Source organism: Chromobacterium sp. CCUG 30098 (assembly GCF_059916605.1).
Genome location: NZ_JAUCGS010000002.1, coordinates 343518 through 364520, shown reverse-complemented (window position 1 = coordinate 364520; position 21003 = coordinate 343518). Strand labels below are relative to the sequence as shown.

18 protein-coding genes and 2 tRNA genes are annotated in these 21003 nt (G+C 63.0%); 7 read left to right on the top strand and 13 right to left on the bottom strand.

What is annotated here, in order from left to right:
* Nucleotides 1-12: 12 nt before the first annotated feature.
* Nucleotides 13-2457: a S9 family peptidase gene (locus QUG03_RS07370; RefSeq protein ID WP_500819737.1), complete on the top strand. Its 2445-nt coding sequence runs from the start codon at nucleotides 13-15 to the stop codon at nucleotides 2455-2457.
* A gap of 141 nt (nucleotides 2458-2598) precedes the next feature.
* Here the strand turns inward: QUG03_RS07370 and QUG03_RS07365 are convergent, their stop codons facing one another.
* Nucleotides 2599-3738 (bottom strand): HoxN/HupN/NixA family nickel/cobalt transporter, encoded by a 1140-nt coding sequence (locus QUG03_RS07365; protein WP_500819736.1) that lies wholly within the window; start codon nucleotides 3736-3738, stop codon nucleotides 2599-2601.
* A gap of 125 nt (nucleotides 3739-3863) precedes the next feature.
* Here QUG03_RS07365 and QUG03_RS07360 point away from each other — a divergent pair, with 125 nt between their 5' ends.
* Nucleotides 3864-4139 (top strand): metal/formaldehyde-sensitive transcriptional repressor, encoded by a 276-nt coding sequence (locus tag QUG03_RS07360; protein WP_107799205.1) that lies wholly within the window; start codon nucleotides 3864-3866, stop codon nucleotides 4137-4139.
* Between the two features lie 372 nt (nucleotides 4140-4511).
* Here QUG03_RS07360 and QUG03_RS07355 read toward each other — a convergent pair whose 3' ends face one another.
* The 11 genes from QUG03_RS07355 to tig all read right to left on the bottom strand — a co-directional run bounded on the left by QUG03_RS07355 (nucleotide 4512) and on the right by tig (nucleotide 15551).
* Nucleotides 4512-5321 (bottom strand): MetQ/NlpA family ABC transporter substrate-binding protein, encoded by an 810-nt coding sequence (locus QUG03_RS07355; RefSeq protein WP_107799206.1) that lies wholly within the window; start codon nucleotides 5319-5321, stop codon nucleotides 4512-4514.
* A 67-nt stretch (nucleotides 5322-5388) separates the two neighbouring features.
* Nucleotides 5389-6075 (bottom strand): methionine ABC transporter permease, encoded by a 687-nt coding sequence (locus QUG03_RS07350; RefSeq protein WP_107799207.1) that lies wholly within the window; start codon nucleotides 6073-6075, stop codon nucleotides 5389-5391.
* Entirely contained in the window at nucleotides 6075-6812 is a 738-nt protein-coding gene (locus QUG03_RS07345; protein WP_107799208.1) for a methionine ABC transporter ATP-binding protein, read from the bottom strand. The genes QUG03_RS07350 and QUG03_RS07345 overlap by 1 nt, the downstream gene beginning before the upstream one ends.
* A gap of 370 nt (nucleotides 6813-7182) precedes the next feature.
* Complete coding sequence (locus QUG03_RS07340) at nucleotides 7183-9018, bottom strand: SurA N-terminal domain-containing protein (protein WP_227108207.1); 1836 nt, start codon at nucleotides 9016-9018, stop codon at nucleotides 7183-7185.
* A gap of 72 nt (nucleotides 9019-9090) precedes the next feature.
* A tRNA-Asp gene (locus tag QUG03_RS07335) sits at nucleotides 9091-9167 on the bottom strand.
* A 6-nt stretch (nucleotides 9168-9173) separates the two neighbouring features.
* Nucleotides 9174-9249, bottom strand: a tRNA-Val gene (locus QUG03_RS07330).
* A gap of 44 nt (nucleotides 9250-9293) precedes the next feature.
* Nucleotides 9294-9683, bottom strand: coding sequence for an HU family DNA-binding protein (locus tag QUG03_RS07325; RefSeq protein WP_474456863.1), 390 nt, complete (start codon nucleotides 9681-9683; stop codon nucleotides 9294-9296).
* 54 nt (nucleotides 9684-9737) lie between these two features.
* Nucleotides 9738-12155, bottom strand: coding sequence for an endopeptidase La (gene lon, locus QUG03_RS07320; protein WP_107799210.1), 2418 nt, complete (start codon nucleotides 12153-12155; stop codon nucleotides 9738-9740).
* A 143-nt stretch (nucleotides 12156-12298) separates the two neighbouring features.
* Nucleotides 12299-13573 (bottom strand): ATP-dependent Clp protease ATP-binding subunit ClpX, encoded by a 1275-nt coding sequence (gene clpX, locus QUG03_RS07315; protein WP_107799211.1) that lies wholly within the window; start codon nucleotides 13571-13573, stop codon nucleotides 12299-12301.
* Nucleotides 13574-13592: 19 nt separating this feature from the next.
* Nucleotides 13593-14225, bottom strand: coding sequence for an ATP-dependent Clp endopeptidase proteolytic subunit ClpP (clpP, locus tag QUG03_RS07310; RefSeq protein ID WP_107799212.1), 633 nt, complete (start codon nucleotides 14223-14225; stop codon nucleotides 13593-13595).
* 18 nt (nucleotides 14226-14243) lie between these two features.
* On the bottom strand, nucleotides 14244-15551 hold the full coding sequence (tig, locus tag QUG03_RS07305; RefSeq protein ID WP_107799213.1) for a trigger factor: 1308 nt from the start codon (nucleotides 15549-15551) through the stop codon (nucleotides 14244-14246).
* Between the two features lie 583 nt (nucleotides 15552-16134).
* Between tig and trxB the strand changes: the two genes are divergently transcribed.
* From trxB to QUG03_RS07280, 5 genes are all read left to right on the top strand, one after another.
* A complete protein-coding gene (trxB, locus tag QUG03_RS07300) occupies nucleotides 16135-17091 on the top strand; it encodes a thioredoxin-disulfide reductase (protein WP_235088794.1) in 957 nt (318 codons plus the stop codon).
* Between the two features lie 4 nt (nucleotides 17092-17095).
* Nucleotides 17096-17719 (top strand): Smr/MutS family protein, encoded by a 624-nt coding sequence (locus QUG03_RS07295; RefSeq protein ID WP_500819735.1) that lies wholly within the window; start codon nucleotides 17096-17098, stop codon nucleotides 17717-17719.
* A gap of 99 nt (nucleotides 17720-17818) precedes the next feature.
* Entirely contained in the window at nucleotides 17819-18271 is a 453-nt protein-coding gene (locus QUG03_RS07290; protein ID WP_048414751.1) for a peroxiredoxin, read from the top strand.
* 59 nt (nucleotides 18272-18330) lie between these two features.
* Nucleotides 18331-19734 (top strand): PhoH family protein, encoded by a 1404-nt coding sequence (locus tag QUG03_RS07285; RefSeq protein WP_107799216.1) that lies wholly within the window; start codon nucleotides 18331-18333, stop codon nucleotides 19732-19734.
* Nucleotides 19734-20561: an alpha/beta hydrolase gene (locus QUG03_RS07280; RefSeq protein WP_233246671.1), complete on the top strand. Its 828-nt coding sequence runs from the start codon at nucleotides 19734-19736 to the stop codon at nucleotides 20559-20561. Before QUG03_RS07285 ends, QUG03_RS07280 begins: the two co-directional genes overlap by 1 nt.
* A gap of 143 nt (nucleotides 20562-20704) precedes the next feature.
* Here QUG03_RS07280 and QUG03_RS07275 read toward each other — a convergent pair whose 3' ends face one another.
* Nucleotides 20705-20893: a putative motility protein gene (locus QUG03_RS07275; RefSeq protein WP_048411033.1), complete on the bottom strand. Its 189-nt coding sequence runs from the start codon at nucleotides 20891-20893 to the stop codon at nucleotides 20705-20707.
* Nucleotides 20894-21003 lie beyond the last annotated feature (110 nt).

Genomic DNA, 21003 nt, shown 5'->3' with positions numbered 1-21003 from the left:
CAGGAGCCCCGCATGCCCCCTCGTATTCCGCTGCTGGCCGGCGCGCCGTTGATCGCCGGCCTGCTGGCCGCGGCGCCGTCAAGCGCCGCCGAACAGGGCTATCAGACCCCGCCCGCCGAATTGCGCGCCCTGGTGGACGCGCCGCGCCCGCCCTTGCAAAGCCTGGGCCCCAAGCGCCGGACCCTGCTGCAAATCCACCGCCCCGGTCTGCCCGGCATCGCCGACGTCGCCCAGCCCGAACTCAAGCTGGCCGGCTTGCGCCTGAATCCCGCCATGCGCGCCGCCAGCCGTTTCGACTTCGGCAACGCGCTAAGCCTGCTGGACGTGAAACAGGGCCGCAGCCGCGCGGTGCGCGGCCTGCCCGCCGGGGCCCGCATCGCCGACAGCGCCTGGTCCGCCGACGAAAGCCGCGTGGCTTTCAGCCTATGGGGCGCCAAGGGCGTGGAGCTGTGGCTGTTGGACGTGGCCGACGCCCGCGCGCGCCGGCTGGGCGAGGTCCACCTCAACGCCGCCACCGGCCCCGGCTTCGCCTGGTTCGGCGAACAGCTGCTGATCAAGCGCGTGCCGGCGAAGCAAGGCCCGGCGCCGCGGCCGCCCCAGGCTCCGAGCGGCCCCAATATCCAGCAAAGCGAAGGCGGCGCGCCGTCCCAGACCCGGACCTATCCCGACCTGCTCAAGACCCCCTACGACGCCGACCTGCTGGACTACCAGCTGCAAAGCCAATTGGCCTTGCTCAGCCTGGACGGCAAGCTCAGCCCCATCGGCCAGCCCGACCGCTATCTCGGCGTCAGCGCTTCGCCCAATCGCCAATACCTGCTGGCCACCCGCCTGCAACGCCCCTACTCCGGCCTGGTGCCGATCTCCCGCTTCCCCAAGCGCGTCGACGTATTGGACCGGCAAGGCCGCATCGCGCATACCGTGACCCAGCGGCCGCTGCTGGAACGCATGCCTTCCGGCAACGACGCGGTGGAGACCGGCCCGCGCGAAATCGCCTGGCGCGCCGACGCGCCGGCCAGCCTGTTTTGGGTCGAAGCGCTGGACGGCGGCGACCCCGGACAAAACGCCGCCGAACGCGACGCGCTCTATCTGCAAGCCGCGCCCTTCCAGCAAGCGCCGCGGCAGCTGCAGCGGCTGGCCAGCCGTTTCGCCGACGTCCGCTGGGGCCGCGGCGACCTGGCCCTGGTGCGCGAACACTGGTGGAAAAGCCGTGAACTGAAAGTCTGGCGCGCGCGCCCCGACCAGGACCGCCCGCCGGAACTGCTGAGCAGCCGCAAATCGGAAGACCGCTACAGCGACCCCGGCGAGGCGGCCATGATCAGCAACGCCAACGGACAATCCGTGCTGCAAACCACGCCGGACGGCAAGGCCATCTATCTGCTGGGCGAAGGCGCCGGCCCCGAAGGCGACCGCCCCTTCGTCGACCGCTACGCGCTGGACGACAAACGCGCCACGCGGCTGTGGCAATCGCAAGCGCCCTGGTTCGAACGGCCGGCCGCGCTGCTGGACGACGCAGGCCGGGACCTGCTGCTCAGCCGCGAATCCGTCAGCCAGCCGCCCAATCTCTACCGTCTGGCGCTGGGGCAAGCGTCCGGACCGCTGGAGCTGACCCATGTGCCGCACCCGACGCCGCAATTGAAGGACGTCGCCAAGACACTGCTGCGCTACCGGCGCGCCGACGGCGTGGCGCTGACCGCCACCCTCTATTTGCCGCCCGGCTACGAGGCCAAGCGCGACGGCCCGCTGCCGATGCTGATGTGGGCCTATCCCACCGAGTTCAAAACCGCCGCCGCGGCGAGCCAGGTGACGGAATCGCCCTACCGCTTCAATCGGATCAGCTATTGGGGACCGCTGGCCATGCTGGCGCGCGGCTACGCGGTGCTGGACGATCCGGGCATGCCCATCGTCGGCGAAGGCGAGAAAGAGCCGAACGACAGCTATCTGCCGCAGCTGAAAATGAACGCCCAGGCCGCGGTGGACGAAGTGGTGCGCCTGGGCGTGGCCGACCCGGCCCGCATCGCCGTCGGCGGCCATTCCTACGGCGCCTTCATGAGCGCCAATCTGCTGGCGCACACCCGGCTGTTCCATGCCGGCATCGCCCGCTCCGGCGCCTACAACCGCACGCTGACGCCCTTCGGCTTCCAATCGGAGGAACGCAATTTCTGGCAGGCCAAAGAGGTTTATCAAGCCATGTCGCCGTTCAACTACGCCAATCAGATCAAGGACCCGCTCTTGCTGATCCACGGCGAAATGGACAACAACCCAGGCACCTTCCCGCTGCAAAGCGAGCGTCTATACCAGGCGCTGCAAGGCCTGGGCGCGGTTGCGCGGCTGGTGACCCTGCCGGCGGAAAGCCACGGCTACCGCGCTCGCGAATCGATATTGCACATGCTGTGGGAACAAGACCGCTGGCTGGGACGTTACCTGGGCCGCACCGGCGCCGCGCGGCAGCCGTCCTAGGAAACCGTTCAGAGTCGCGCGAGCAAGAGCGGGACAAGGCCTTGCGGCGGAGAAAGCGGAGCGTGCAAGCGCTGCATGGGCATTTCGAAGCCGTACTCGCCGCGCCGCGCCCCACGAAGCGCGGCAGACCTTGAACAAGCGCTAAGCGGCGAGGCCACGCGCGGCCTGCGCGGCCATCGCCAAGCCCACCAGGAACATCAGGCCGGCGGACAGATAGGGCGCGCGCCGCGCCCACTCGCCCAGGCCGCCGAAACGGGCGCCCGCCTGGCGCACGCCCCAGGCCGCCAGCACGCCGACGCTGACCAGCGCCAAGGCCAGCCCCAGGCTGAACGAAGCCACCATGGTGGCGCCCAGGGAGAAGCGCTTCAGATGCAGGCATAGCAGCAAAATGGTCACCGAGGCCGGACACGGTATCAGCCCGCCGGTCAGGCCGAACAAGGCGATCTGCGCATTACCCACCTTCCTGCCGGCGAAGCGCCGCTGGATGTGCTCGGCGTGCGCGCGTTCATGCGCGTCCTGATAGGCGGGCAGCGTCGCCGTCGCTCTTCGCGCCGGCTTGGCCGGCCCCGCGCTCACCGCCCGGCGATACGTCCCCGCCCCCTCGACGCCGGCCGCCGGCGCGAAACGCACGGGATAGCGATGAACGTGACCGCCATGGCTTAGGAGCAAGGCCTTCGCCATCGCCCCTGCCGGCAAGAGCGGGCTGAGCAGATACTCCCCCTCAGTTTCGAAAGCCAGTTCCCCGGCCTCCTCCTCGCCTTGCCACGCCAGAGCCAAGCCGCGCCCATCGGGTTTCAGCCGTCGCAGGCCGGCGCCGTACTGGTACAAGGCCACGCGCAGACCGTCCTCGCGCAGAAGCAAGGCCTCGACCAGACCATGGCCGGTGTCTATCATGCTGCCGCCGTTTGGCGGCCGCCGCATGGCCCGCGCCGCCAGATTGTCCCGCCGGGTGCGCCACAACATCCAGGCCGCCACCGCCAAAACCACTACGGCGGAAAACAGCATCAGATACGGCTCCGCCTGTTCGGCGATCAACTGATTGCCGTATTGGAGCGCCAGCGCCGCCAGCAGCCAGACGATCAGCGAATGCGACAAGGCCGCGCACAAGCCCAGCAGCACCGCCTGGCCTATGCTGCCGCGGATGGCGATGATGAAAGACGCCATCATGGTCTTGGAGTGCCCGGGCTCCAGCCCGTGCAGCGCGCCTAACAGGATGGCGGACGGAATGAACAGCCAGAGATTGATGTTGCCCTGTTGGATCAGCTCGGCGATTGGCGGCATCTTTGACCTTCTTTACAATGAGTTCCATTTGGCCGCCGTGAACGATTGGAATCAACGCGTCCGGCGGCGGATTGGCGTCAATATACTATACCCCAGTATATTATCAATAGAAGGAAGCCGCGCGCATGCCGCATACCGTGAAAGACAAGAAGAAATTATTGACCCGCGTCCGCCGCATCAAGGGCCAGGCGGAAGCGCTGGAACGCGCGCTGGAACAGGAAGTCGATTGCTCGGCCGTGCTGCAACAGATCGCCGCGGTGCGCGGCGCCGTCAATGGGCTGATGATGGAAGTGATGGAGGGCCATCTGCGCGAACATCTGGGCCCTGAGGCCGACGACCCGCTGCAGCGCAGCCGGGACCTGGAACAGGTGGTGGGCGTCTTGCGCTCCTATCTGAAATAAGAGCCTTAACAAAACCGCGCAGCGCACCTGAGCCAAGGCGCGCCGACGCAGACAGTACCAGTAGTACGACAAGGAGGCGCAACGCAGGATCGGGGTTTTGTCAGCGGGCCTGAGAACCTGTTTACGATCTGCTGCGCGTTGTGGAGCGTTACACGATGAGTGCCGCTTCGAAATGCTCATGTACCGTGTGTACACTCCGCTTTCTCAGCGGTTTTCGCCTTGTCTCACCTTCGCTCGCGAGATCGTAAACACGTTTTAAGCGCGCAAAAAAATTGGGAGGGCAAAGCCCTCCCATCAAGTCTTGTAGCCAGGAGTGTTACAAGAAATCCTGCGCCGCCGGCCGTCTGCCGGCGCGCGAATAAGCGCCTGCGCTTAGTTCCAATTCTGCGGCAGCTTGTAGCCCGCGTACTTCTGCTTGGCGAAAGCCTTGAACGCCGGCGAGTTGTAAGCCGCCACCACGTCCTTGGCCCAGGGCTTGGCCAGGTCCGCCGTGCGCACCGCGCCCCAGTTGACGTAGGCGTAGCTCTTTTCCTGATAGATCGCCTCGGTCAGCTTGATGCCGGAGCTGGTGGCGTAATTGCCGTTGATCACCGAGAAGTCCACATCGCTGCGCGAACGCGGCAGTTGCGCGGCTTCCAGCGGAATGATCTTGATCTTCTTCACATTGACGGCGATGTCGCGCTCGGAAGCGGTCAGCGGGTTGATGCCCGGCTTCAGCTTGACCCAGCCCAGATCGGCCAGCATCACCAGCGCGCGGGCGAAATTGGACGGATCGTTGGGGGCGGCCACGGTGGAACCCACTTTGACGTCTTTCAGCGCCTTGATCTTGCCGGCGTAGATGCCCAGCGGCGCGGTCGGCACCTGGAACGCTTCTTTCAGGTTCAGCTTGTGCTCTTTGACGAAGTTGTCCAGATAGGGCTTGTGCTGGAACACATTCACGTCCAGCGCGCCTTCCTGCAAGGCCAGGTTAGGACGCACGTAATCGGTGAACTCCACCAGCTTGACCTTGTAACCCTGCTTTTCCAGGATGGGCTTGATCGATTGCTTGACCATATCGCCGAAATCGCCGACGGTGGTGCCGATCACGATGTCCTTCTTGGCCGGGTCCGCCGCCAGCGCCGCGCCCGCCGTCGCCAAACCCAATACCGACGCCGCCACTGCCTTGATCACGAATCTACGCATTTGTTTCTCCTGCTTGTCCATTGATAGGTAAAAGCTTAGCCCTGCCGGCGCCTGGCGCCGGCGGATGTCAACGTTTGTCCAGCTTGGCGGCCAGCCGGTTGCCCAGCAGCTGGATGACTTGCACCAGCGCCACCAGCATCAGCACCATGGCCACCATCACATCGGTCTGATAACGGTAGTAGCCGTAACGGATGGCCAGATCGCCGATGCCGCCGCCGCCCACCACTCCCGCCACCGCGGTATAGCTCAGGAAGCTGATGGTCAGAATGGTCAGACTGGAAATCAGGCCGGAGCGCGCCTCGTTGAGCAAGACCTTGCAGATGATCTGCAGCGGGCTGGCGCCCATCGCCTCGGCCGCCTCCACCACGCCGCGCGGAATTTCGCGCAGCGTCTGCTCGACCAGGCGGCCGAAATACGGAATCGCGGCAAAGGCCAGCGGGACCGAAGCCGCCACCGGACCGATGGTGCTGCCCACCAGCGCTCGCGTCAGCGGCACCAGCGACACCATCAGGATGATGAAGGGGAAGGAACGCACCAGGTTCACCACCCAGCCCAGCACGCCGTTCAGCGCGCGGTTGGCGAACTGCTGACCCGGCTGGGTCAGGTAGAGCACGATGCCGAGCGGACCGCCCAGCAAGACGGCCGCGCTCAGGCCTATGCCCAGCATCACCAGCGTTTCCTGGAAGGCCTGCCAGATTTCCGGCCCCATGCTCACCAGGTTTTGCAATGCTTCGTTCAGGGTTGCGGCATCCATTACGCGGCCTCCAGCAGCGAGCGCGCCAGATCGGAATCCGCCGCCACCTCGTTATTCGACACATCCACCACTTCCACCACCCGGCCGGCGTCCAGGGCCGCCGCGCGATGGCAGATCGCCCTCACCACGCCCATCTCGTGGGTGACGATGACGATGGTGACGCCAAAGCGTTGATTGATGTCCTTCAGACAATCCAGCACGGCTTGAGTGGTTTTCGGGTCCAACGCCGAGGTGGGCTCGTCGGCCAGGATCACCTTGGGATTGGGCGCCAGCGCGCGGGCGATGCCGACGCGCTGCTTCTGGCCGCCGGACAATTGCGCCGGATAGTGATTGGCGCGGTCCAAGAGGCCCACCACTTCCAGGCATTCATGGACGCGCTTGTCGATATCCGCCTTGGCCCAGCCCGCCACTTCCAGCGGGAAGGCGACGTTGCCGGCCACGGTGCGGTTGGCCATCAAATTGAATTGCTGGAACACCATGCCGATATTCTGGCGCGCGCGGCGCAAGGCCTTGGCGGACAGGCTGGTCAGGTCTTCGCCGTCGACGATGACGGCGCCGTGGTCCGGACGCTCCAGCAGATTGATCAGGCGCAGCAAGGTGGATTTGCCGGCGCCGGAAAAGCCGATTAGTCCGAAGACTTCGCCCGGACGAATCGTGAGAGAGGTGTCCGTGACCGCATCGAACCAGCCCCCCTCGGGGTGACGGAAACGCTTACGAACATTTTGCAGATGAATCATTCCAAATACTCCAAAAACACAAGGCCCGCCAATGAACTTGGCGGGCCTTGCATGGGAATCTTCGGAATCACTGCGGAATCGAGATTACTGTAAGCAGATGCTGGATCACGTCCTGGGGCTGCTTACCCACGCTTTAGCTGTTTTACGCCCGCAAGCTGTGTTCAAATCGGCGACTAAATTTGTTTATGATTGAACATCTATTTTCGTTTCCAGTCAATAGTTCCGACTAAAAAAGATTGAAATTATCTCATCCCGCTCAAAAAAACCGCCCGCTTAGCGCTCAAACTTATAAGCAAATCAGTGCGCGGCATATGAAAAACCGCCGCCAGCAAACGCTGACGGCGGCGATCGGACATCGTTCAAACCGGACTTACTGCGCGTCGGACAAACCCTGCTTGCCCATCGTCACGCTGTACTTCTGACGCAAGGTGTCCAGATAGCTGGACAGCTGGGCGTTGGCGTTCATCTCGCCCAGGATCGCGCTCAGCTGGCCGCGTTCTGCCTCGCTGGCCGCCGGCGCCGGAATCACCTTGTCGATGCGATAGAGCGCGTATTCGCCGTTGTCGCGCTTGGCGCCGGCGAAGGCCGGCAGCTTGCCCGCCTGAGCGGCGAACACCGCCCGCGCGTCGGCGATGGGCAGACCGGCCGGATCGCGGCGCAGCAGGGTCTTGGCTTCGCTCCAAGCCTTGCCCTCGCCCTTGCCGGCCTTCAGCTCGGCCAACAGCGCCTGGCCCTTCTTCTCGGCCAGCTTGGCGCCTTCCTTGGCCACCAGCTCGGCCTTGATCACCTCGCGCACCTCGTCCATCGTCTGCTGACGCTCCGGCTGATGTTCGGCCACGCGCACCACCAACAGGCGGCTGTTGCCGATGTCCACCGGCTCGCTATTGTGCTTCTTCTTCAGCACGTCTTCGCTGAACGCCGCCTCAAGCACCTTGGGGCTGTTGAGCAGCGGGTCCGCCGCCGGCTTGCCGCGGCTCAGCCAATCGGAATGCTGCGGCTGCAGCTTCAGCTGCTCTTGCAGCGCCTTCAGCGAATCGCCCTGCTGGTAGGCCAGTTCGGTCAGCTTGTCGGCCTGGCTGCGGAACAGGCTGCCCGCCTGCTGACGCTGCAGCTTCTCGGCGATAGCCGCTTTCACTTCGGCGAAGTCCTGAGCCTTCACTTCGTCCAGCTTGATGATGTGATAACCGAACTCGGTTTCGATCACTTCGCTGATCTGGCCCGGCTTCATGCGGAACACCGCGTCGTCGAAAGGCTTGACCATCATGCCGTGACCGAAGAAACCCAGATCGCCGCCATTGGCCGCGGAGCCCGGATCTTGCGACTTGGCCTTGGCCAATTCGGCGAAACGGGCCGGGTTGGCGCGCACGTCCTTCAGCAAGGCCTCGGCTTCGGCCTTGATCTTGGCCTTCTGCTCCGGCTTGGCGTCCTTGGCCACCGTCAGCAAGATATGGGAGGCGCGGCGCTGTTCGTTGCTGAACTCGGCCTTGTGTTCTTCGTAGTATTTCTGCAGCTCGGCGTCGCTGGGCTTAAGGCCTTGAGCCAAGGCGTCCTGGGACAGCAGCACGTAGTCGAGCTTAACCCGCTCCGGTACGCGGAAACGCTTCAGGTTGGCGTCGTAGAAGGCTTTGAGCGCGGCGTCGTCGGTCTTGACCTCGGCGGCGAAATCCGCCGGCTTCAACAGCAAAGAGCGCACTTCGCGGCCCTCGCCCAACAGGCCGGCCAGACGGTTGACCACGGTGCCGGCGACGAACTCGGTGCCGGCGATGCCGGTCAGCTGGCTTTGCAGCACGATGTCGCGCTTGACCTGGGCTTCGAAGGCTTCCGGAGACGGATAGCGGTTTTGCAGGAATTCGCGATAGCGTTCCGGGCTGAACTTGCCGTTGTCCTGGAAGGCGGGAATGGAGGCGATGACTTTGCGCAACTGCTCGGGGCTGACGGTGACACCGCGGTCGTGCGCGTCGGACAGCAGCAGTTCCTGGCGGATCAGGTTTTCCAGCGCGGCCTGGCGGCTGGCCGGATCGGTGGGCTGGCCCTCCAAGGCTCGATCCAGATCGCGCTTGTAAATCTTGGCGGAACCTACCTTGGCGAGATAAGGGTCGTCGGAAGCTGCTTCATAGCTGCCCACGCCGAAGCCCACGAAGGTCAACGCAACAGCTCCCAATACAACCTGAATGAAGACTTTATTGTTCTGGACAAACTCGAACATGGCGATTGGCTTGAGCCACCCTTGTCAAAAAAAAAGGTGAACGCTGTATTTCGTTCACCTTTTTGTGAGTTCTGGCGGAGCGGACGGGACTCGAACCCGCGACCCCCGGCGTGACAGGCCGGTATTCTAACCAACTGAACTACCGCTCCGGACTGTGGTGGGCGTTGACGGAGTCGAACCGCCGACATTCTGCTTGTAAGGCAGACGCTCTACCAACTGAGCTAAACGCCCCTCGAAACACCTTGCCAGCCGCTAGGGGCTGCCAAGGCCGCTAATTATAGCGCGTCTTTCAGTGCCTTGCCAGCACGGAACTTCGGCGAACGAGCTGCCGGGATCTTGATGGTGGCGCCGGTCTTCGGGTTGCGGCCGCTGCGTTCAGCGCGTTCGCCAACGTAGAAGGTGCCGAAGCCCACCAGGGTCACGGTGTCGCCCTTTTTCAGAGCGTCGGTTACAGCGGCCACCATGCCGTCCAGCGCCTTGGCGGCGGCGGCTTTGGAGATATCGGCCTCAGCGGCAATAGCGTCAATCAGTTCAGACTTGTTCACGTAAGTCCCCTTTCGTCGTTCTCGGTCTACGTAATTCGGATAAAAACCGCTTGCTTTATAGCAAGGGCGAAATCCTTGTGTCAAGCGGCTTTGACGGGCATTTTGCCATTTCGCAAACACACTGGAAAGCCGCTTGAACACAAGTTATTCAGCGTTCGGCTAAGGCCATGATTCTTAATGCTTCATCACGGACACGCCTTGCGCTGCCTCCTGCGTCCCTCGCAACTCCTCCGCCGGCTTTTCTTCTTCCGACAAAGGCTCCGGTTGCCGCTCCAAGGCCAAAGCCAAGACTTCGTCTATCCACTTAACGGCATGGATTTCGATTTTATGCTTGATATTGGCGGGAATTTCAACCAAATCTTTTTCGTTGCCTTTGGGGATCAACACGTGCTTGATCCCGCCGCGATGCGCCGCCAGCAGCTTCTCTTTCAGGCCGCCGATGGGCAATACCTCGCCGCGCAGCGTGATCTCGCCGGTCATCGCCACGTCGGCGCGCACCGGAATGCCTGTCAGGATGGACACCAGGGCCGTGGTCATCGCGATGCCGGCGCTGGGCCCGTCTTTGGGCGTCGCGCCTTCCGGCACGTGGATGTGCATATCGCTCTTCTCGTAGAAGTCCGGCTTGATGCCCAGCGAACGCGCGCGGCTGCGCACCACGCTCATCGCCGCGGTGATGGACTCCTGCATCACCTCGCCCAGCTGACCGGTGCGGATGATGTTGCCCTTGCCCGGCAGCGACACCGCCTCGATGGTCAGCAGTTCGCCGCCCACCTCGGTCCAGGCCAAGCCGGTGACTTGGCCGATGCGGTTCTCGTCCTCGGCGATGCCGTAATCGAAACGGCGCACGCCCAGGAATTTGTCCAGGTTGCGGCCGCTGACGGTCACCTTGCTCGCCTTGCCGGCCTTCAGCGAGGCGCTGGTCACCACCTTGCGGCAGATCTTGGCGATTTCGCGGTCCAGGCTGCGCACGCCGGCTTCACGGGTGTAGTAGCGCACGATGTCGCGCAGCGCGGTCTCCTGCACCGCCAGCTCGCCCTCCTGCACGCCGTTGGCCTTCATTTGCTTGGGCAGCAGGTATTTGGTGGCGATATTGACCTTTTCGTCCTCGGTGTAGCCGGCGAGACGAATGATTTCCATCCGGTCCAGCAGCGCCGGCGGAATGTTCAGCGAGTTGGCCGTGGCCACGAACATCACGTCGGACAAGTCGAATTCGACTTCGGCGTAATGATCGATGAAGGAGTGGTTCTGCTCCGGGTCCAAGACCTCCAGCAAGGCCGACGACGGATCGCCGCGGAAATCCGCGCCCATCTTGTCCACTTCGTCCAGCAGGAACAACGGGTTCTTCACCGCCGCCTTGCTCATGTTCTGCAGCACCTTGCCCGGCATGGAGCCGATATAGGTGCGGCGATGGCCGCGGATCTCGGACTCGTCGCGCACCCCGCCCAGCGCCATGCGCACGAACTTGCGGTTGGTGGCGCGCGCCAGGGACTGGCCCAGCGAGGTCTTGCCCACGCCCGGCGGCCCCACCAAGCACAGAATCGGCGCCTTGAGCTTGTCGACGCGCTGTTGCACCGCCAGGTACTCCAGAATCCGCTCCTTGACCTTCTCCAGGCCGAAGTGATCCTCGTCCAGCACTTCCTCGGCCTTGGCCACGTCCTTGCTGATCTTGGTCTTCTTCTTCCACGGCAGTTCGAGCAAGGTGTCGATGTAGTTGCGCACCACGGTGGCTTCCGCCGACATCGGCGACATCATGCGCAGCTTCTTGAGCTCGGACATCGCCTTCTCGCGACCCTCCTTGCTCATGCCGGCGACCTTGATCTTGTTTTCCAGCTCGTCGAGGTCGCTGACCTCGTCCATCTCGCCCAGCTCTTTCTGAATCGCCTTGACCTGCTCGTTCAGATAGTACTCGCGCTGGCTCTTTTCCATCTGCCGCTTGACGCGGCCGCGGATGCGTTTTTCCACCTGCAGGATGTCGATTTCGCCTTCCAGCTGCGACATCAGGTGCTCGAGGCGCTGCTGCACGTCGAACATCTCCAGCACTTCCTGCTTCTGTTCCAGCTTCAGCGGCAGGTGGGCGATGATGGTGTCGGCCATGCGGCCGGCGCGGTCGATGCCGGCCAGCGAGTTCAGCACTTCCGGCGGAATCTTCTTGTTCAGCTTGACGTACTGCTCGAACTGCGCGAGCAGCGCGCGGCGCATCGCCTCGGTCTCGGTCGATTCCTCGGCCTCCGGGCTCAGCGGCTTGAAGGCGCCGACGAAACATTCGTTTTCTTCGCCCACGGATTCGATCATCGCGCGCTGACGGCCTTCGACCAGCACCTTGACGGTGCCGTCCGGCAGCTTGAGCATCTGCAATACCGAAGCGATGGTGCCGACTTGATACAGGTCGTCGGCGGACGGTTCGTCCTTGGAGGCGGAACGCTGCGCCACCAAGAGGATTTGCTTGCCCTCGTCCATCGCCAGCTCCAGCGCGCGGATGGACTTGGCGCGGCCGACGAACAACGGGATCACCATATGCGGGAAGACCACCACGTCGCGCAGCGGCAGCAATGGCAGCGTGGCTTCTTCTTTGAGTTCTGCGGGTTGCGGCATATCACCTAACCTTGCTTATGAAACAATGCTTGGGAGATGGGGGGCGGACAGTAAAATTCAACACCCCCATACTAAATCAGATTTCCGGCTCTACAAATAAAAAACCGCCCGGTTTGGGCGGTCTCCGGAGTCGCGGCGGACAATCAGGCCGATTGCGCCTTGTCGTCCTTGTCGCGATAAATGAACAGCGGTTTGTCGCCCTTGTCGATAACCTTTTCATCCACCACGACTTTTTCCACGTCGGCCATGGACGGCAGCTCGTACATGGTGTCGAGCAACGCCCGCTCCAGGATGGAGCGCAAACCACGCGCGCCGGTCTTGCGGCTCAGCGCCTGCTTGGCGATCACGCGCAAGGCGGACGGACGCACTTCCAGCTCCACCGACTCCATCGAGAACAGCTTCTGATACTGCTTGATCAGCGCGTTCTTCGGCTGGGTCAGGATGGTGACCAGCGCCTCTTCGTCCAGCTCCTCCAGCGTGGCCGCCACCGGCAGGCGACCGATCAGCTCGGGAATCAGACCGAAACGGATCAGATCCTGCGGCTCCACTTCCTGGAACAACATGGACAAGCTCTTGCCGTCGTCCTTGGAGCTGATGTCGGCGCCGAAGCCGATGCCGCCCTTTTCCGAGCGCTGGCGAATGATCTTCTCCAGCCCGTCGAAAGCGCCGCCGCAAATGAACAGGATGTTGGTGGTGTCCACCTGGATGAATTCCTGATTCGGATGCTTGCGGCCGCCCTGCGGCGGAATCGAGGCCACGGTGCCCTCGATCAGCTTCAGCAAAGCCTGCTGCACGCCTTCGCCCGATACGTCGCGGGTGATGGACGGGTTTTCCGACTTGCGCGAGATCTTGTCGATCTCGTCGATGTAGACGATGCCGCGCTGGGCCTTGTCCACGTCGTAGTCGCATTTTTGCAGCAGCTTCTGGATGATGTGCTCGACATCCTCGCCCACGTAACCCGCTTCGGTCAGCGTGGTGGCGTCGGCGATGACGAAGGGCACGTCCAGCAGGCGGGCCAGAGACTGGGCGAGCAAGGTCTTGCCGGAACCGGTCGGACCGATCAGCAGGATATTGCTCTTGGCCAGCTCGACCTCGCTCTTGCTTGCCGGGCTGCTCAGACGCTTGTAGTGGTTGTACACCGCCACCGACAGGGTCTTCTTGGCGAAATCCTGACCAATGATGTATTGGTCGAGATCCGCGCGGATTTCCTGAGGCGTAGGCAGCGGACTGTCTTCGGAGGAGGACGCGGCGTCGCCGACGCCCTTCTCCAGCTCCTCGCGAATGATGTCGTTGCACAGCTCGACGCATTCGTTGCAGATGAAGACCTGCGGCCCGGCGATCAGGCGTTGGACTTCATGCTGGCTCTTGCCGCAGAAAGAGCAGTAGAGAAGCTTTTCATTGCTGTTCTTATCAGCCATTGGCGGATTCCATCGCTCCTTAAGCTTTCACGTCCTTGTGGGACGTCAGCACTTTGTCGATCAAGCCGTAGGCCTGTGCCTCGTCGGCGGACATGAAGTTGTCGCGCTCGGTGTCGGCGATCACCCGCTCCAGTTGCTGGCCGCTATGTTTGGCCAGCAGCTCGTTCATCTTGGCCTTGACTTTGACCAGTTCGCGAGCATGGATCTCGATATCGGTGACCTGGCCGGACAGGCCGCCGCCGTACAGCAGCGGCTGGTGAATCATCACCCGGCTATTGGCCAGCGCGAAGCGCTTGCCCTGCGCGCCGGCGGCGAGCAGGAAGGCGCCCATGCTGGCGGCCTGGCCAATGCACAAGGTGGAAACATCCGGCTTGATGAAGTTCATCGTGTCGTAAATGGACATGCCCGCGGTAATCGACCCACCCGGCGAGTTGATGTAGAAGTGGATGTCCTTGTCCGGATTTTCCGATTCAAGGAACAACATCTGCGCCACAACCAGGTTGGCCGACTCATCCGTGACAGGGCCCACCAGGAACACGATGCGTTCCTTCAGCAGACGCGAGTAGATGTCATACGCGCGCTCGCCGCGACCGCTCTGTTCCACCACCATGGGCACCAGGCCCAGACCTTGAGGTTCCATCATCGATTTCATCGGCCACTCCAGCTGTTATCAGGCGTTGTTGCCCATCAGGGCGTCGAAGGACAGTTCTTTCTCTACAACATTGGCCTTGGACAGCACAAATTCAACCACATTGTCTTCCAGTACCATGGAAGTCGGGCCTTCCAGGCGGTCCGGGCTGGCGTAATACCAGGTCAGCACTTCAGCCGGATCTTCGTAGCTGTCGGCGAACTCGGTGATCATGGCCTTGACTTGGTCCTGCTTGGCTTCCAGCTTGTTGGACTCCACCACTTCGGACAGGATCAGGCCCAGAGCCACGCGGCGCTCGGCTTGCTGAGCGAACAGTTCCGGCGGGAACGGCATGTCTTTGACGTTCATGCCGCGTTGCTGCATGTCGCGACGGGCTTGCTCGACCAGACGGCCGATTTCCAGGCTGACCAGGGCTTTCGGCAGTTCGATCTCGGTGGCGTCCAACAGCGCCTGCATCACGTTTTCCTTGGTGCGGGCCTGCAGACGGCGCTTCACTTCGCGTTCCACGTTCTTGCGGATTTCAGCGCGCATTTTCTCAACGTCGCCGTCGGCGATGCCCAGCAGCTTGGCGAACTCTTCGTTCACTTCCGGCAGCACGGCTTCAGCCACGTTCTTTAGCAGGATTTCGAACACGGCGGTTTTGCCGGCCACATCCTTGCCGTGGTAATCCTCGGGGAAGCTCACTTCCACGCTCTTGATGTCGCCTTCCTTCATGCCGGCGACGCCCGCTTCAAACTCGGCCAGCATCTGGCCTTGGCCCAGCACGAAGGGGAAGTTCTCGGAAGAACCGCCTTCGAAGAGCACGCCGTCGATGGCGCCCTTGAAGTCGATGATCACGCGGTCGCCGGTGGCGGCTTCGCGCTCAACGCGGTTGTAGCGGGTGCGCTGCTTGCGCAGGATATCGATGGTTTTCTCGATTTCGGCGTCGGTCACCGGGGTCAGCGGCTTTTCCACTTCCTTGCCGGCCAGCTCGCCAACCTTCACTTCCGGGTAAACCTCGAAAGTGGCGGCGAACTTGAAGTTTTCCTTGTCGTCGCCGGCGGCTACCGGCTCGAAGCGCGGGTAGCCGGCAACGCGCAGCTTCTGCTCGCTCACGGCGGAGTAGAAACCCTGTTGAACCTGTTCACCCATCACTTCTTCACGCACCTGGGCGCCGTAGTTCATTTCCACGATCTTCAGCGGAGCCTTGCCCGGGCGGAAACCTTGAATCTTGGCGTTGCGGGCCACGCGCTTCAGGCGCTCGGCCACTTGCGTGTCGATGGCCGCCATCGGCAGGGCGATATTCATGCGGCGCTCAAGATTGCTCAATGTTTCCAGCTGTACTTGCATGTTAAATCCTTAAGTGTGTGACAGGTTTAGTCATCTGGGACGGTACGACGCCACGGATCGGCAGACACGAAGGACATTGCCTCACCTCAGAGGTGGCGCTGCGCGGAGTTACACCACGCACCCAACGCGAAAACGGACAGTATAGCACGCGGCCGGTGCTGGCAAGTAGCCGCCGCGCGGCCGCGGCGGGCCAAGCGGGCCTAGCCCCGCCGCGGATTCCGGCATGACGGCGCCCCGAAAAACGGCAAGCTTTTGAATCGACGCGTGAATGCGCAAATGATTTCAGCCAGAACCAAGCCCGGCCGATAGGACGGCCGGGAACAGCGATAAAGGAATTCAATCAGCAATGTTGAATATTCCAATCAAGCCAACGCTTAACCTTGCCCCGCCGCTCTTGTATATTGTCAGCCGAAACGCCGGCGCCCGCGCGCGGGCCCGCTGGCTGAATAGTCCGCTCTTGCTCTTGGATTCCGACGGACAGACACCATACTTCAGAACTGAACGACTCGACCTCGGCGCCCAACCGGCAGCCCCGGTTTGACGCAATCGGTTTCATTACCCGCTTCTCACACAGGAAAACATCATGACCACGACTCGCCACAGCCCCCTGCTGATTCTTGGCTCCGGCCCCGCCGGCTACACCGCCGCCGTTTACGCGGCGCGCGCCAACCTGAAGCCGGTGCTGGTCACCGGCCTGGCGCAAGGCGGCCAGTTGATGACCACCACCGACGTGGACAACTGGCCCGCGGACGCCGCCGGCGTGATGGGCCCGGAACTGATGCAGCGCTTTCAGCAGCACGCCGAGCGCTTCGGCACCGAAATCCTGTTCGACCACATCCACACCACCCATCTGCATGAAAAACCGATCCGCCTGGTGGGCGACGCCGGCGAATACACCTGCGACGCGCTGATCATCGCCACCGGCGCCTCGGCCAAATACCTGGGCCTGGCCTCCGAAGAAGCGTTCAAGGGCAAGGGCGTGTCCGCCTGCGCCACCTGCGACGGCTTCTTCTACCGCAACCAGGACGTGGCGGTGATCGGCGGCGGCAACACCGCGGTGGAAGAAGCGCTGTACCTGGCCAACATCGCCAAGCACGTGACCCTGATCCACCGCCGCGAAACCTTCCGCGCCGAGAAGATTCTGATCGACAAGCTGATGGACCGCGTCAAGGAAGGCAAGATCAGCCTGAAGCTGAACGCCACCCTGGACGAAGTGCTGGGCGACGCTTCCGGCGTCACCGGCCTGCGCCTGAAGTCCATGCAGGACGCCTCCACCGAAGAAATCAAGGTGATGGGCCTCTTCGTCGCCATCGGCCACCAGCCGAACACCGAGATCTTCAAAGGCCAGCTGGAAATGGACGGCACCGGCTACCTGATCACCAAGAGCGGCCGCGAGGGCAACGCCACCGCCACCAGCGCGGCGGGCGTGTTCGCCGCCGGCGACGTGCAGGACCACATCTACCGCCAGGCGGTGACCAGCGCGGCCTCCGGCTGCCAGGCCGCCCTGGACGCGGAACGTTACCTGGACAGCCTGAAGTAAACGCTTGAAAGCCTTCAAGAAAGCCTTGCAAGGCCTGCGCCAGCAGGTGCGCGACTCCCGCGCGCCGGCTGGCGTTTCCGTTTCCGCCGCGCCGCCGGCCGAACCGGAACCGGATTTCCGCCAGCTGTTCCGCGACGTCAAGCCGCTGAAGCCGGACAACCGCCACGCCAGCCCTCGCCCCAAGCCCAGCCCGCACCCGCGCCGCCGCCATCAACACGGCCAGACGTCGGAAGCGGTGCAACAGGCCTTGCTGCAGCAGATGGTGGGCTGGTTCGAACCGGCCGAGATCGACGCCCATTTCGCCCGGCCCGGCATGCCCTCCGCCACGCTGAAAAAGCTGCGCGCAGGCTTCTGGCCGGTCTGTCGCCAGCTCGACCTGCACGGTTGCGACCGCTACCAGGCCCAGGACGCCTTGGCGCTGTTCCTGCACCGGGCGCGGCGCCACGGCCCCTGCGTGCGGGTGATACACGGCAAGGGCTTCGGCTCCAACGGCCAGCCCGTGCTCAAGCGCATGGTGCGCGCCTGGCTCAAGCACCACCCCGACGTGCTGGCCTTTTGCGAGGCCGGCGAATCCATGGGCGGCGCCGGCGCGCTCTTGGTGCTGCTGCGGCGGGAACACGCGCCGTGAAAATTTCGTTACCCATTCCCATTGTCTAACCGGGCGGGAATCCGCTAATCTCAAAACAAGGCGGACGCACCAACCCAGTTCCACCACAGGAGTTACTGCATGTCCGGCATTGCTTGCCCCGACTTCACCCTGCCCGGCACCGCCGGCGTCTCGTTTCAGCTGTCCAGCAGCCCCAAGCCGCTGGTGATCTACTTCTACCCCAAAGACAACACCCCCGGCTGCACCAACGAAACCATGGATTTCCGCGATCTGCACGCCGAATTCGCCGCCGCCGGCGCCGCCGTTGTCGGCATTTCCCGCGACAGCCTGAAGTCTCACGAGAACTTCAAAGCCAAGCTGGAGCTGCCATTCGAATTGTTGTCCGATGCAGAGGAGGTTGTTTGCAATCTGTTTGGCGTCATCAAGATGAAGAATATGTATGGCAAACAGGTCAGAGGGATTGAACGCAGCACCTTCGTGATTGGCCGGAACGGCGACATCGCGCGCGAATGGCGCGGCGTCAAAGTGCCAGGCCACGCCGCGGCGGTGCTGGACTTCGTCAAGACGCTCTAAAAACCGCGACGGGGTCGGCCGATTCCCGGCCCGCCCCGCGATAAAACCAGGGGATCATCATGGCCAGCCGCAAAAAAATCAGCGCCAGCAAGCTGTTTGTTCTCGACACCAACGTGCTGCTGCACGACCCCACCTGCTTGTATCGCTTCGAAGAACACGATGTGTTCATCCCCATCATCACGCTGGAAGAACTGGACACCCACAAGAAGGGGATGTCCGAAGTGGCGCGCAACGCGCGCCAGGCCAGCCGTTTCCTAGATGAGATCGTCAGCGGGGCCGAAGCCAAGATCGAATCCGGCATTCCGCTGAAGAGCGCCAGCCGCGACGCCGCCGCCGGCAAGCTGATCCTGCAGACCCAGGCGATACACAGCGTGCTGCCGCCGTCTCTGCCGGTGGGCAAGGCCGACAACCAGATCCTCGGCATCGTGATGGCCTTGAAGGAGTTGCAGCAAGGCCGCTCGGTGATCCTGGTGTCCAAAGACATCAATATGCGCATCAAGGCCCGCGCGCTGGGCCTGGACGCGGAAGACTATTTCAACGACAAGGTGCTGGAAGACACCGACCTGCTCTACACCGGCACCCGGGAAATCGACGAAAGCTTCTGGGAGCGTAACGGCAAGGACATGAAGTCCTGGCAGGAACAGGGCCGCAGCTACTACCAGGTCAAGGGCCCGGACGGCCAGAACCTCTACGTCAACCAGATGCTGTGGCAGGAAGGCGCCCAGCCGCTGCAGGCGCGCGTGACCCAGGTGGAGGGCAAGACCGCGGTGCTGCAGACGCTGAAGGACTACAGCCACCACAAAAACAATGTCTGGGGCATCACCGCGCGCAACCGCGAGCAGAACTTCGCCCTCAATCTGCTGATGGACCCGGAGGTGGACTTCATCACCCTGCTGGGCCAAGCCGGCACCGGCAAGACGCTGCTGACGCTGGCCGCCGGCCTGGCGATGACGCTGGAACAGAAGCTGTACTCCGAAATCATCATGACCCGGGTCACTGTGCCGGTGGGCGAGGACATCGGCTTCCTGCCCGGCACCGAAGAGGAAAAGATGGCGCCGTGGATGGGCGCGCTGGAGGATAATCTGGACGTGCTCAACAAGAGCGACGACGACGGCGGCGACTGGGGCCGCGCCGCCACCCGCGACCTGATCCGCTCCCGCATCAAGGTCAAATCGCTGAACTTCATGCGCGGCCGCACCTTCCTCAACAAATACCTGATCATCGACGAGGCGCAAAACCTGACGCCCAAGCAGATGAAGACCCTGATCACCCGCGCCGGCCCCGGCACCAAGGTGGTCTGCCTGGGCAATATCTCGCAGATCGACACCCCCTACCTGACCGAGGGCAGCTCCGGCCTGACCTATGTGGTGGACCGCTTCAAGGGCTGGGGCCATTCCGGCCACATCACGCTGCAGCGCGGCGAGCGCTCGCGGCTGGCGGACCACGCCGCCGAAGTGCTGTGATGTCCCCGCGCCTGGAGCTACTGCATCAAGCCCCGGCGCCAACGGCGGCGCGTCTCGCGCCGCCGTTGTTGTTCGTGCACGGCGCCTTTTGCGGCGCCTGGTGCTGGCGGGAATACTTCATGCCCTGGTTCGCCCGGCAAGGCTACGATTGCTGGGCGCTGAGCCTGGAGGGACACGGCGGCAGCGAGGGCCGGGACTACCTGGCCGCGATCGGCGTCGACGACTATGTGCGCAATCTTGACGCGGCGCTCAAGCAATTGCCGGCCGCGCCGGTGATGGTGGGCCACTCCATGGGCGGCTACGTGGTGCAGCAATACCTGAGCCGCCACAAGCTGCCCGGCGCGGCCTTGCTGGCCTCGGTCCCGCCCGGGGGGCTCGCCTCGTCCAGTCTGCGCTTGCTGACGCAGGCGCCAGCGCTGTTTCTCAAGCTCAATATGTACCAGCACGGCCTGTACGATCCGGAGTTCATCGAACTGAAGGACATGCTGCTGTCGCCGGACGCGCCGGAATCGGCGGTGGAACTGCTGATCAGCCGTTGCCAGCAGGAAAGCCAGCGAGCGCTGATGGACATGACCCTGGTCAACCCGCTGGCCAACCGGCCGCTGGCGCGGCTGCCGGCGCTGGTGCTGGGCGCGGCCGAAGACCAGCTGGTGGGGCCGGAAGACGTGGTGGCCACCGCGCGGCGTCTGGACGTGGCGGCGGACATCCTGCCCCATCTTGGCCATATGATGATGCTGGACACGCGCTGGGAGAGTGCGGCGGAATGGCTGGCGAACTGGCTGGAACGGCAATTTCCGGAAGACTGGGATCAGGCGCTCAGCGCCTGATAACCTGCTTACGATCTGCTGCGCGTCATGAGACGTGGCGCGGTGAGCACCGCTTCGAAATGCTCATATGCGCATCGTGAACAGGTTCTGAACCCGGCAATAAAAAAAGCGGCCTAAGCCGCTTTTCCAGTCACCCCGCCGTCTCAGGCGCGGGTATCAATATTCTGCCCCAGATGGGCCGGATTGCTGGCCTGGGCCTGCGCCATATTGTCGGACGCGCCTTGCACCAAGCTCAAAGCCGACTGCGACTGCGCCGACATGGCTTTTTTCAATGCGTAGATCTGGATGCTGTTGGACACGCCCTGCCCGCTGATCTGACTCAATCCATCCATACTTCGCCTCCTTCTGAAACACGCACAATGCGCATGGCTATAGTCTAGACGCATCGTCGTCGGCTGTCATCGCTGAATTTAGTCTTTTGTATCCAATTCACGACAGCGCC